Raw genomic sequence first — 12,857 nt, forward strand, 5'->3', positions numbered from 1 at the left:
TGCGCCCTCACATCCGTGGACCTCATAGTGAAGACCTCGTGAGGGCCACCCCCGTCCCCACGGGCTCCCCGCTCCGGTGCGTCTTCCCCCGTACGCACCGGGGCGGGGTTTTCTTTTCCCCCGGGACCCCGGAACTCCGCACCGCGTTTTTGTTCCGTTCGGAAACAATTCGCTCTCGGTTCCGTCCACGGGGCGGTCGACCGCTGGCCGATCCGCCGGAGCCGGTTAGGCTCATCTCGCAGCACCCACCGCGGTCTGCGTACCCGCGTCACATCCCAAGAAGGAGATGCTCGTGCCGTCCATCGACGTCGTCGTAGCCCGGGAAATCCTGGACTCCCGAGGCAACCCCACGGTCGAGGTCGAGGTCGGCCTCGACGACGGCAGCACGGGTCGTGCCGCCGTTCCGTCCGGCGCCTCGACGGGCGCCTTCGAGGCCATCGAGCTCCGCGACGGCGACACCAACCGCTACCTGGGCAAGGGCGTCGAGAAGGCCGTCCTCGCCGTCATCGAGCAGATCGGCCCGGAGCTGGTCGGCTACGACGCCACCGAGCAGCGCCTGATCGACCAGGCCATGTTCGACCTGGACGCCACCGACAACAAGGGCTCGCTCGGCGCCAACGCCATCCTCGGTGTCTCCCTCGCCGTCGCCCACGCCGCCTCCGAGGCCTCCGACCTCCCCCTCTTCCGCTACCTGGGCGGCCCGAACGCGCACCTGCTGCCGGTGCCGATGATGAACATCCTGAACGGCGGCTCGCACGCCGACTCCAACGTGGACATCCAGGAGTTCATGATCGCCCCGATCGGCGCGGAGACCTTCTCCGAGGCGCTGCGCTGGGGCGCCGAGGTCTACCACACCCTCAAGAAGGTCCTGAAGAGCAAGGGCCTGGCCACCGGCCTCGGCGACGAGGGCGGCTTCGCCCCCAACCTCGGCTCCAACCGTGAGGCCCTCGACCTCATCCTCGAGGCCATCAAGGAGGCCGGCTACACCCCCGGCGAGCAGATCGCCCTGGCGCTCGACGTCGCCGCGTCCGAGTTCTACAAGGACGGCTCCTACCTCTTCGAGGGCAAGGCGCGCTCCGCCGCCGAGATGACCGAGTACTACGCCGAGCTCGTCGACGCGTACCCGCTCGTCTCCATCGAGGACCCGCTGTTCGAGGACGACTGGGACGGCTGGAAGACCATCACCGACAAGCTCGGCGACAAGGTCCAGCTCGTCGGCGACGACCTGTTCGTCACCAACCCCGAGCGCCTGGCCCGCGGCATCGAGGAGGGCGCGGCCAACGCCCTGCTGGTGAAGGTCAACCAGATCGGCTCGCTGACCGAGACCCTGGACGCCGTCGAGCTCGCCCAGCGCAACGGCTTCAAGTGCATGATGTCCCACCGCTCCGGCGAGACCGAGGACGTCACCATCGCCGACCTGGCCGTCGCCACCAACTGCGGCCAGATCAAGACCGGCGCCCCGGCCCGCTCCGAGCGCGTCGCCAAGTACAACCAGCTGCTGCGCATCGAGGAGATCCTCGACGACGCGGCGGTGTACGCCGGCCGCTCGGCCTTCCCGCGGTACAAGGGCTGACCAGGCTGACCCATACCGGGTTAAGCCTTAGCCAGTCATACGTACGTCCCCGTACTCGGTCCCGTACCGTGTGCGGGGACGTACGCGTGTGAAACGGGAGGCGGGGAAAATGGCCGTGAAGGACCGGGACCGGTTCTCCACCGCGACCAGGATCCGGTTGCTCGGCGAGCAGACGGCGGCCCGTGTCTACCGCTCCCAGACCAAGCGGCAGGCCCGGCGCTCCAGGCTCACCGGACGCGCCGCGCTGCTCGCGCTGGTCGTCTGCTCCATGGTCGTGGCGCTCGCCTACCCGATAAGGCAGTACGTCTCCCAGCGCGCCGAGATCGCCGATCTGGAGCGGCAGAAGGAAGAGGCCGCCAAACGGGTCGAGCAACTGCGCGACACCAAGGCACGCTGGCAGGACGACGCGTACGCCGAACAGCAGATCCGGCAGCGGCTGCACTACGTGATGCCGGGAGAGACCGGCTTCATCGTGGTCGACCCGGACGCCGCCAAGCAGTCGAGGGCCGACGTCGCCGCGGCCGACCGCCCCTGGTACTCGAACATCTGGGACGGCATCGACAAGGCCGACGCCTCCGACCAGTGAACCGACAGATACTTCAGAGAGACTTTCGTACAGGCATGGAAACGCCCCCGCCGCCCACCCCGCGCACCGAGCCCACCGACGCGGACGTCGAGGCCTTCAAGCAGCAGCTCGGGCGTCCGCCGCGCGGGCTGCGCGCGATCGCGCACCGGTGCCCGTGCGGTCAGCCGGACGTCGTCGAGACGGCCCCGCGACTGCCCGACGGCACGCCCTTCCCGACGCTGTACTACCTGACGTGCCCGAAGGCGTCGTCGGCGATCGGCACGCTGGAGGCGAACGGCGTGATGAAGGAGATGACGGCGCGGCTGGAGACCGACGAGGAGCTGGCCGCCGCGTATCGCTCCGCCCACGAGGACTACATCCGGCGCCGCGACGAGATCGAGGAGCTGACGGGCTTCCCGAGTGCGGGCGGTATGCCGGACCGGGTGAAGTGCCTGCATGTGCTGGTGGCGCACTCGCTGGCGGCGGGGCCCGGGGTCAATCCGCTCGGCGACGAGGCGATCGCGATGCTGCCGGAGTGGTGGAGCAAGGGAGCGTGCGTGACGCTGTCCGAGCTGTCCGAGCTGTCCGAGCTGTCCGGGCAGTCCGGGGAATCCGGGGAGTCCGAGGAGGGCGGCCAGTGACCCGGGTCGCCGCCATCGACTGCGGTACGAACTCCATCCGGCTCCTTGTCGCCGACGTACACCCTGAGACCGGCGAACTCGTCGACCTGGACCGCCGTATGACCATCGTGCGGCTCGGCCAGGGCGTCGACCGTACCGGCCGGCTCGCCCCCGAGGCGCTGGAGCGGACCTTCGCCGCGTGCCGTGACTACGCGGCGATCATCAAGGAGCACGGCGCCGAGCGGCTCCGCTTCGTCGCCACCTCCGCCTCCCGGGACGCCGAGAACCGGGACGAGTTCGTGCGCGGTGTCATGGACATCCTGGGGGTCGAGCCCGAGGTCATCACCGGCGACCAGGAGGCCGAGTTCTCCTTCACGGGCGCGACGAAGGAGCTGACGGGGCGGGACGACGTGCACCGGCCCTACCTGGTCGTGGACATCGGCGGCGGGTCGACCGAGTTCGTCGTCGGCGAGGAACACGCCCGTGCGGCGCGCTCCGTGGACGTCGGCTGCGTGCGGATGACCGAGCGTCATCTCGTGCGCGACGGGGTGGTCTCCGACCCGCCGTCCGAGGAGCAGATCGCGGCGATGCGGGCCGACATCGAGGCGGCCCTCGACCTCGCCGAGGAGACGGTGCCGTTGCGCGAGGCCAGGACCCTGGTCGGGCTCGCCGGGTCGGTCACCACGGTGTCGGCGATCGCCCAGGACCTGCCCGGGTACGACTCGACGCGCATCCACCACTCGCGGATCAGCCACGACCGGGTCCGTGAGATCACCGACTGGCTGCTGCACTCCACCCACGCCGAGCGCGCGACCGTACCGTCCATGCACCCGGGGCGGGTCGACGTCATCGCGGCGGGCGCCCTCGTACTGCTCGCGATCATGGAGCGGATCGGTGCCGAGGAGGTCGTGGTGAGCGAGCACGACATCCTCGACGGCATCGCCTTCAAGGTCGCGGAGGACGCGGAGGACGCGTAGCGCGTGCGGTGCCTGCAGGGCGTGCAGTACGTGCAGTAGGTGCAGGGCATGCAGGACACGGAATGGCCCCGGTCCCTCGTAAGAGGAACCGGGGCCGTTGTCTGAGCCCATGTGCTGGGCCGGCGGTCAGTTACAGAGGAGGATGATGAGGCCGTCGCAATCGCCGCCGTCGCCGTGGTCGCCGTGGCCGTGACCGCCCTTGACCGGACTCGACTTGACGACCGTGGCCTTGGTGGCGACGGGGGCAGCGGCCGCGGCCGTCGCCGCCCCTGCTGCGAGAGCGATGCCGAGGGCAGCGCCGACCGAGACTATTCGCGCGGTGGCCCGCTGAAGGGCCTTGTGTGTAGTGATCATGGCTGCACGTTATGCACACTTTTCTCCGCTCGCGCGCGGAATGTGGCTGAAGGGTGAACGGTGATCCAAGTCGCTGCCGAAGGGTGGTTCGGGTCTCGTTTGTTACTCGACGGTAGCCTTCGACTGAGCAGGTCGGCTAGCGTATGAGCGTCTCCAGGGGGTGCTCGCGGACCCCTTCGTGTCCCCCTGTGGGTGCCCGCCGAAGAATGTTCGTGAAGTTCTTCACAAGGAATTGGGCCCCGTCGAAGCAAGGATGGGTCCCGGTTGACCCTTCCGAGGGGTGAACAGGCCCTTGAACATGTTCAGATGGACGGTGTAAGGAGGGTCCGGGAGGCGGGCTCCGGGCGGCGTTTCAGTCCGCTCACAGGGGGCCCGGCGAGCCAGAGAGGCAGCTCACGCGGCATTGACAACGGGTCGTACCGCAATCGGGTTCCCGATCGCGACCATGACCTGGGTCACGCGGGCCGGGGAGTGTAGCACAGGGGCTGCAAGAGCTTGTGAAGGGGCGCACGAGCGACCCCCCTGGGGCGGGTGGATACTCGATGGCATGAGCACCACGGAGCGTCCCAGGATCCTCGTAGTAGGCGGTGGGTACGTAGGCCTGTACGCAGCTCGGCGCATCCTCAAGAAGATGCGCTACGGAGAGGCGACCGTCACGGTCGTCGACCCCCGGTCGTACATGACCTACCAGCCCTTCCTCCCCGAAACCGCCGCCGGCAACATCTCCCCGCGCCACGTCGTCGTCCCGCTGCGACGCGTGCTGCCCAAGGCGGAGGTCCTCACCGGCCGGGTCACCACCATCGACCAGGACCGCAAGGTCGCCACGATCGCCCCGCTGGTCGGCGAGGCGTACGAGCTGCCCTTCGACTACCTGGTGATCGCGCTCGGCGCGGTCTCCCGTACCTTCCCGATCCCCGGCCTCGCCGAGCAGGGCATCGGCATGAAGGGCATCGAGGAGGCCATCGGCCTGCGCAACCACGTCCTCGAGCAGCTGGACAAGGCCGACTCCACGACCGACGAGGAGATCCGCCGCAAGGCGCTCACCTTCGTCTTCATCGGCGGTGGCTTCGCGGGCGCGGAGACCATCGGCGAGGTCGAGGACATGGCCCGCGACGCGGCGAAGTACTACAACAACGTGTCCCGTGAGGACATGCGGTTCATCCTCGTCGACGCCGCCGACAAGATCCTGCCCGAGGTCGGCCCGAAGCTCGGCCAGTACGGCAAGCAGCACCTGGAGGCCCGCGGGGTCGAGGTCTACCTCTCCACCTCCATGGACTCCTGCGTCGACGGCCACGTCGTGCTGAAGAACGGGTTGGAGGTCGACTCCAACACGATCGTGTGGACGGCCGGCGTCAAGCCCAACCCGGCCCTCGGCCGCTTCGGTCTGCCCCTCGGCCCCCGTGGCCACGTCGACTGCGAGACCACGCTCCAGGTCAAGGGCACCGACTACATCTGGGCCGCCGGCGACAACGCCCAGGTCCCGGACCTCGTCGGCCGCAAGGCGGGCAACGAGAACGCCTGGTGCCCGCCGAACGCGCAGCACGCGCTGCGTCAGGCGCGTGTCCTCGGTGACAACGTGATCTCCGGTATGCGGGGCTTCCCGCAGAAGGACTACGAGCACGCCAACAAGGGTGCGGTGGCCGGTCTCGGCCTGCACAAGGGCGTCGCGATGATCGTCATGGGCAAGATGAAGATCAAGCTCAAGGGACGTCTCGCCTGGTACATGCACCGTGGCTACCACGGCCTCGCGATGCCGACCTGGAACCGCAAGGTCCGTGTCTTCGCCGACTGGACCCTCGGCATGTTCCTCAAGCGCGAGGTCGTCTCCCTCGGTGCGATGGAGCACCCGCGCGAGGAGTTCTACGAGGCCGCGAAGCCCATGCCTGCGGCGCCGAAGCCGGAGAAGACCGAGGCGAAGGCCTCCTGACCTCCTCCGGTCGCTGAACTGATCGAAGGACCTCCCGCCATCCGTGGTGCGGGAGGTCCTTCGGCGTTCCCGGGGGCCGGCTGCGCCCACAGACCCCCCTTCGGCCCGAAGGGCCTCGTCCTCAAACGCCGGACGGGCTAAAACACGCGCTCGGGGGACTGTATTGGCGCCCCGCAGGTGTTTACGTGGTGTTGGACATTCCGGGATCTCCCCCATCACGGAGGTGTGCGCCATGGCAGATGCCGCGGTGCGGCTGAAGGGCCTTCTCGAACAGTTGCTGGGAGTTCCGCTCCCGGTGGGCATCCGCGCCTGGGACGGTTCGCAGGCAGGGCCGCCGGGGGCGCCGACCCTTGTCGTGAGGAATCGGCGCGCGGTGCGCCGACTGCTCTGGAAACCGGGTGAGTTGGGGCTCGCGCGGGCCTGGGTCGCCGGGGACCTCGACATCGAGGGGGATCTGTACGCCGCCCTCGATCATCTCGCGGGGCTCGTCTGGGAGCGGGGCGAGGACGCCCGGAGCCTGGCTCAGGCGCTTCGGGAGCCGCAGGTGCGCGCCGCCGTACGCGGGCTCATCAGGATCGGCGGGCTTCCGCTGCCGCCCGCGCCGCCACCCGAGGAGGTTCGCAGACCCGGCCATCTGCACACCAAGCGCACCGACAAACGCGCCATCAGCCACCACTACGACGTCGGCAACGACTTCTACGAGGTCGTCCTCGGCCCGTCCATGGTGTACTCCTGCGCCTACTGGCCGGCCCCGCCCCCGGACGGCACGCTCGAAACCGCCCAGCGCGACAAGCTCGACCTCATCTGCCGCAAGCTGGGTCTGCAGCCCGGGCTGCGGCTGCTCGACGTCGGCTGCGGCTGGGGCTCGATGGCGGTGCACGCGGCCCGCGAGTACGGCGTGAGCGTCGTCGGCATCACCCTCTCCCAGGAGCAGGCGGCGTACGCCCGCAAGCGCGTCGCCGACGAGGGGCTCACCGACAAGGTGGAGATCCGGGTACAGGACTACCGGGATGTGGCCGACGGGCCGTACGACGCCATCTCGTCCATCGGTATGGCCGAACACGTCGGCGCCGAGCGGTACCTGGAGTACTGCGATGTGCTGTACCGGCTGCTGAAGCCCGGCGGGCGGCTGCTGAACCACCAGATCGGGCGGCGGCCGCAGCGGGACGAATCGTCGTACCAGGTCGACGAGTTCATCGACGCCTACGTCTTTCCCGACGGCGAGCTCCAGCCCATCGGCGCCACCGTCACCCAGCTCGAACGTGCCGGCTTCGAGGTGCGTGACGTGGAGTCGATCCGCGAGCACTACGCCCTCACCCTGCGCCGCTGGGTCGCCAACCTGGAGGCCGACTGGGGCCGGGCCGTCAAACTCACCAGCCCCGGTCGCGCCCGCGTCTGGCGGCTGTACATGGCCGCCTCCGCGCTCGCCTTCGAGCGCAACCGCATCGGGGTCAACCAGGTGCTGGCGGTGAAGACCCCGGACGGGGGTGCCTCGGGGGTGCCGCTGCGGGCCCGCGAGTGGACCGAGTCCGGGCGGCGTTGATCCGGACGCGAGCGGAAGGGCCGGGCTCCCCTGTCGTGGGGAAGCCCGGCCCTTCGGTGTGTCACGCGGGTCGGGGCCTGGTCACTCGGCCTTGATCGCGTTCAGCATGTTCAGCTTCGCGGCGTTGCGGGCCGGCCACATCGCGGCCAGTACGCCGACCAGTCCGGCCAGCACCAGGAAGATCCCGATCCGGTCCCAGGGCAGGACCAGCGCGTAGCCCGGGACCTGGTCCGCGAAGGTCTCGCCGATCGCCCAGCCGAGGAACGAGCCGAGACCGATGCCGACCACCGCGCCGAACACCGAGATGACCACGGCCTCCAGCCGGACCATCCGCTTCACCCGGCGCCGGTCGAGACCGATCGCCCGCAGCATGCCGATCTCCTGCTGCCGTTCGAAGACCGACATCGCAAGCGTGTTGACGACGCCCAGCACCGCGATGATCAGGGCCATCGCCAGCAGGCCGTACATGATGTTCAGCAGGGTGTTGATGGCGCCGCCGAACTCGTTGCGGATGTCCTGCCGGTCCATGACGGTGATCGCGGGGTTGTCGCCCAGCGCGTCGATGAGGACCTGCTCGTTCGCCGCGGTCTGGCCGCCGTCCGTCTTCACGAAGATCTGCGGGATGGACGGCTTGACCTCGTGCGGGTTCACGACCTTGGTGTCGACGAGGACGGGGGAGAGGAACTCGCTGTCCTTGAAGACGGCGCCGACCGTCAGCGTGTCCTTCTTCTCGTCGCCGAAGGTGACGGGGACGGTGTCGCCGGGCTTCCAGCCCTTGCTCTTCGCTGTCTTCTCGGCGACCGCGATCTGGCCCTGGGCGAGCGTATCGATGTTGCCGCTGACGACGTCGACGGTCAGGACCCGCTCGATGTCGCCCGGCGTGACCGCCGAAGCGGACACGAAGTCGTCGTTCCCGAGCTCGAAGTAGACGCTCTGCTGCGGCGAGACCGCCGAGACGCCCTTGGCCTTCTCCAGCGCCGTCAGGGCGGACTGGTCGAGGTCGCCGCCGTTCGCCATCGAGACCATGTAGTCGGCCTTGATGTTGTCGGTGGTCATCTTGTCGATGGCCGTGCCGACCGTGATGCCGAGCACCGACAGGCCGGTCACCAGCGTCAGGCCGATCGCCAGCGCCGAGGCGGTGGCTCCGGTACGGCGCGGGTTGCGGACCGCGTTCTGGCCGGCCAGCTTGCCGGACACCCCGAACGGGCCGACGAGCAGCGGGCGGACGAGCGCGATCACGGGCCGGGACAGCAGCGGGATCAGGATGATCACGCCGACCAGCGCGAAGAACGCGCCGGCCCCGATGTACATCCGGCCGTCGTCGCCGCCGGCCGAGGCTCCCGCCACGATGGCGGCCGCGCCGAGGGCGGTGATGGCCGCGCCGATGGAGTTGCGCACCACCAGCGACTTGGTGGTGGCCACCGCGTGGACGCTGTTCATGGCCGCCACCGGCGGGATCTTCGCGGCCCGGCGGCCGGGCAGCCAGGCGGCGAACGTCGTGATCAGCACACCGACACCGATCGCGGCGAGCACCGGCGTGGCGGACAGGATCAGCGGGCCGTCCGGGATCTTCATGTCGAACGCGGCCATACCGGAGCGCAGTCCGACCGCGAGGCCGATGCCGAGCACGAAGCCGATCACCGAGGCGACCAGGCCCACCACCGCGGCCTCGGCGAGCACCGAGCGGGTGATCTGCCTGCGCGACGCACCGACGGCGCGCATCAGGGCGATCTCCTTGGTGCGCTGGGCGACCAGCATGGTGAAGGTGTTGGAGATCAGGAAGATCCCGACGAACAGTGCGATGCCCGCGAAGCCGAGCAGGACCTGCTTGAGGTTGCCAAGACCCTGTTCGATCTGCTCGGCCTGCTCGTCCGCGAGCGCCTTGCCGGTCTGGGCCTCGGCGCTGTCCGGCAGCAGCGGCTTGACCGCGGCCAGGAGCTTGGTGTCGTCCGCGCCGGGGGCGGCGGTGACGGTGACGCTCTCGAAGTAGCCGGGCTTGAGGTACTGCTTCTGGGCGACCGCGGTGTCGAAGAGGACGAGGCTCCCGCCGGCGTTCACCGCGCCGTCCTCGGTGGTGAACACGCCGCTGAGCGTGTACTCCTTCACCGGCCCGTTGGTCGCGACCCGGACCCGGTCGCCGACCTGGTACTCGCCCTTGGCCGCGGACTCCTTGTCCAGGGCGATCTGATCGTCCTTCACCGGGCCCGAGCCGTCGGTGAACGTGTAGGCGGTGTCCTTGCCGTCCTTGCCGGGGGCGAAGTTGGAGCCCTTGTTGGACCAGCCGACGCCGATCAGCTTCCCGTCGGGGTCGGCGACCCCGGCGAAGCCCTCGACGCGGCCGTACGCGCCGGCGACGCCGTCCACGGCGGAGATCTTGTCGAGGGTCTGCTGGGAGAGGCCGGGCTCTTCCTCGGGGTTGTCGGGGTCGGCGTGCGAGGTGACGGAGACGGCGACGTCGTCGTAGCTCTTCGCCGACTGGTTGCGGAAGGCGCCTGAGAGGGTGTCGGCGAAGACCAGGGTGCCGGAGACGAACGCGACGCCGAGCATCACGGCGAGCACGGTCATCAACAGCCGGGCCTTGTGCGCCAGTACGTTGCGCAGGGCGGTGCGGAACATCAGCTGGTGCGGCCCTTCGCGTCGAACTGCTTCATGAAGTCGAGGACGTTGTCCGCGGTCGGGCGGTACATCTCGTCGACGATCCGGCCGTCCGCGAGGAACACCACGCGGTCCGCGTACGCCGCGGCGACCGGGTCGTGGGTCACCATCACCACCGTCTGCCCCAACTCCCGTACGGAGTTGCGCAGGAAGCCCAGCACCTCGGCGCCCGAGCGCGAGTCGAGGTTTCCGGTGGGCTCGTCGCCGAAGATGATCTCGGGCCTGGAGGCCAGCGCGCGGGCGACCGCGACGCGCTGCTGCTGGCCGCCGGAGAGCTGGGAGGGACGGTGGCCGAGGCGATCGGCCAGGCCCACCATCCGGATGACCGAATCCAGCCACTGCTTGTCAGCCTTGCGCCCCGCGATGTCCATCGGGAGGGTGATGTTCTCCAGCGCCGTCAACGTCGGCAGCAGGTTGAACGCCTGGAAGATGAAGCCGATCTTGTCGCGGCGCAGCTTGGTCAGCTGCTTGTCCTTCAGGGACCCGAGTTCGGTGTCGCCGATGCGCACCGAACCGGAGGAGAAGGTGTCCAGACCGGCGACGCAGTGCATCAGCGTGGACTTGCCGGAGCCCGAGGGGCCCATGATCGCGGTGAACTCGGCCTGTCGGAACTCGACGGAGACCCGGTCCAGGGCGACCACCTGGGTCTCGCCCTGTCCGTAGATCTTCGACAGATCCGTGGCACGCGCGGCCACGGTGGTGGTCCGGCCGGCGATGGATGCGGTGGTCACGAGAGGAACGCTCCTGAAGGACGACGGTGTGTTCGATGGGACCCGTCCATCGTCCTGGCCCAGGACCGCCGTGTAGTCAGTCGCTGTTCCGGTTCCGAAGGCAGACTGCGGATGGACCAAAGAGCGCTGTGTCATACCTGAGGATGACGGCGGACCCTGACACGTGTTCGCGTCGGGAACAGGTGGAGCGTCCTCGTTTGGACGGTGAAATTCCGTCATTCCGTATGCGCCGTCAACCGTCGCGCGTAAGGCTATTGGCAAGTGCGGATGGCGCGTTCCGTGGGCTGATGCACCCTCAGACGTCAATAAAATAAGACAACATCGGTCCGCCCGTCCGCTGTTCGGGGGATGTATCCCGATAGGCTCGGAACCTCGATGCGGAGCCCATGGCCTGCCCAGATGGTGGAATGCAGACACGGCGAGCTTAAACCTCGCTGCCCCTTCGCGGGCGTGCCGGTTCAAGTCCGGCTCTGGGCACTTCCGACTTCTCTTCCTTCCTTCAAGAGTTGACCGCGCTTCAACAGTTCACCGCACAACCGTTGACAGTGGGCGAGTACGGCCGGAGACTCACATCAGGAGTTGGTGAATAAAACTTCACTGCACGAACAGGAAGGGAAGCGACCGATGCGCACCACCGTCGGCATCATCGGAGCGGGCCCCGCCGGCCTCCTCCTCGCCCGGCTGCTCCACAACGCCGGCATCGACTCGGTCGTCCTGGAGAGCCGCGACCGCGCCTACGTCGAGCACCGCCAGCGCGCCGGGATCCTGGAGCAGGGCACGGTGGACGTGCTGCGCGCGGCCGGCGCCGGGGAGCGCATGGACCGCGAGGGCCTGCGCCACGACGGCATCGAGCTCCGCTTCGACAAGAAGCGCCACCGAGTCGACTTCCCCGCCCTCACCGGCGGCCGGTCCGTGATGGTCTACGCCCAGACCGAGGTCTGCAAGGACCTCATCGCCCTCCAGCTCAAGGAGGGTGGCCCGCTGCTGTTCGAGGCGGAGGCCCTGGCGGTGGAGGGCGCGGACACCGACAGCCCGCGCGTGCGCTTCCGGCACGAGGGCGTCGAGGACGTCCTCGCATGCGACTACGTCGTCGGCTGCGACGGCTTCTGGGGCGTGTCCCGGGGGGCGATCCCGGCGGAGCTGACCCGGGTCTTCGAGCGGACGTATCCCTTCGGCTGGCTCGGCATCCTCGCCGACGTCGCCCCCTCGCACGACGAGCTGGTCTACGCCCGCCACGACCGCGGCTTCGCGCTTCTCTCCATGCGCTCCCCGTCCGTCTCCCGCCTCTACCTCCAGGTCCCCGAGGGCACGGACGCCGAGAGCTGGGGCGACGGGGAGATCTGGGACGAGCTGGAGCGCCGCTTCGAGACCGCCGACGACTGGCGGCTGGAGCACGGGCCCATCACCCAGAAGTCCGTCACGCCCATGCGCTCCTACGTCCACGAGCCCATGCGCCACGGCCGCCTCTTCCTGGCCGGCGACGCGGCGCACATCGTGCCGCCGACGGGTGCGAAGGGGCTGAATCTGGCCGTCGGGGACGTCGTCACCTTCGCCAGGGCACTGACGTACCAGAAGGAGACCGGCTCGGCGGAGCTGCTCGACGCCTACTCCGAGACCTGCCTGCGCCGCGTCTGGCAGGCCGAGCGGTTCTCGTACGACATGACGACTCTGCTGCACCGCGCGCCCGACGCCACGCCCTTCGAGGACCGGCTCCAGCTGGCCCGGCTCGAGCGGATCGCGGGATCGAGGGCGGCCGAGACGGACCTCGCCGAGGGGTACACCGGCTTCCCGTTCGGGTGATCGCACGGGCGGCCGGGGGAGTGATCTCCGACCGGTTCCGGCCGCGTACCAGCTTCGTCATGAAGGTGCCCCTCCGTGGCCGGGAATCACCCGGCCGCGTAGCGTGTTGCCG

General features: G+C 69.1%; 10 protein-coding genes and 1 tRNA gene. 8 read left to right on the top strand and 3 right to left on the bottom strand.

Going from position 1 to position 12,857, the window contains the following annotated elements; all coding sequences use genetic code 11:
• Positions 1-292: 292 nt before the first annotated feature.
• The 4 genes from eno to ACIBAG_RS06790 all read left to right on the top strand — a co-directional run bounded on the left by eno (position 293) and on the right by ACIBAG_RS06790 (position 3,735).
• Complete coding sequence (gene eno / locus ACIBAG_RS06775) at positions 293-1,573, top strand: phosphopyruvate hydratase (protein ID WP_399101719.1); 1,281 nt, start codon at positions 293-295, stop codon at positions 1,571-1,573.
• Positions 1,574-1,682: 109 nt separating this feature from the next.
• Positions 1,683-2,159 carry a septum formation initiator family protein gene (locus ACIBAG_RS06780; RefSeq protein ID WP_399101721.1) on the top strand — a complete coding sequence of 159 codons (477 nt, stop codon included), beginning with the start codon at positions 1,683-1,685 and terminating at the stop codon, positions 2,157-2,159.
• A 35-nt stretch (positions 2,160-2,194) separates the two neighbouring features.
• Complete coding sequence (locus ACIBAG_RS06785; RefSeq protein WP_399101723.1) at positions 2,195-2,779, top strand: DUF501 domain-containing protein; 585 nt, start codon at positions 2,195-2,197, stop codon at positions 2,777-2,779.
• Complete coding sequence (locus ACIBAG_RS06790; RefSeq protein ID WP_399101725.1) at positions 2,776-3,735, top strand: exopolyphosphatase; 960 nt, start codon at positions 2,776-2,778, stop codon at positions 3,733-3,735. The genes ACIBAG_RS06785 and ACIBAG_RS06790 overlap by 4 nt, the downstream gene beginning before the upstream one ends.
• A gap of 126 nt (positions 3,736-3,861) precedes the next feature.
• Here ACIBAG_RS06790 and ACIBAG_RS06795 read toward each other — a convergent pair whose 3' ends face one another.
• On the bottom strand, positions 3,862-4,089 hold the full coding sequence (locus tag ACIBAG_RS06795; protein ID WP_399101727.1) for a hypothetical protein: 228 nt from the start codon (positions 4,087-4,089) through the stop codon (positions 3,862-3,864).
• 547 nt (positions 4,090-4,636) lie between these two features.
• Here ACIBAG_RS06795 and ACIBAG_RS06800 point away from each other — a divergent pair.
• The gene (locus ACIBAG_RS06800) at positions 4,637-6,016 is read left to right on the top strand and encodes an NAD(P)/FAD-dependent oxidoreductase (protein ID WP_399101729.1); all 1,380 of its coding nucleotides are present in this window, start codon (positions 4,637-4,639) and stop codon (positions 6,014-6,016) included.
• Positions 6,017-6,248: 232 nt separating this feature from the next.
• Positions 6,249-7,559, top strand: coding sequence for a class I SAM-dependent methyltransferase (locus tag ACIBAG_RS06805; RefSeq protein WP_399101731.1), 1,311 nt, complete (start codon positions 6,249-6,251; stop codon positions 7,557-7,559).
• Positions 7,560-7,640: 81 nt separating this feature from the next.
• On the opposite strand, the gene ACIBAG_RS06810 is transcribed toward ACIBAG_RS06805, so the two are convergent.
• Positions 7,641-10,175: an ABC transporter permease gene (locus ACIBAG_RS06810; protein WP_399101733.1), complete on the bottom strand. Its 2,535-nt coding sequence runs from the start codon at positions 10,173-10,175 to the stop codon at positions 7,641-7,643.
• A complete protein-coding gene (locus ACIBAG_RS06815; RefSeq protein ID WP_399101735.1) occupies positions 10,175-10,945 on the bottom strand; it encodes an ABC transporter ATP-binding protein in 771 nt (256 codons plus the stop codon). The genes ACIBAG_RS06810 and ACIBAG_RS06815 overlap by 1 nt, the downstream gene beginning before the upstream one ends.
• 393 nt (positions 10,946-11,338) lie before the next feature.
• On the opposite strand from ACIBAG_RS06815, the gene ACIBAG_RS06820 reads away from it, so the two are divergent.
• Positions 11,339-11,422: transfer RNA gene (locus ACIBAG_RS06820), tRNA-Leu, on the top strand.
• 147 nt (positions 11,423-11,569) lie between these two features.
• Positions 11,570-12,745, top strand: coding sequence for a 4-hydroxybenzoate 3-monooxygenase (locus tag ACIBAG_RS06825; RefSeq protein ID WP_399101737.1), 1,176 nt, complete (start codon positions 11,570-11,572; stop codon positions 12,743-12,745).
• The last annotated feature ends 112 nt before the right edge of the window (positions 12,746-12,857 follow it).

Origin of the sequence: Streptomyces sp. NPDC051243 (genome assembly GCF_044455405.1) — a bacterium.
Classification (GTDB): domain Bacteria; phylum Actinomycetota; class Actinomycetes; order Streptomycetales; family Streptomycetaceae; genus Streptomyces.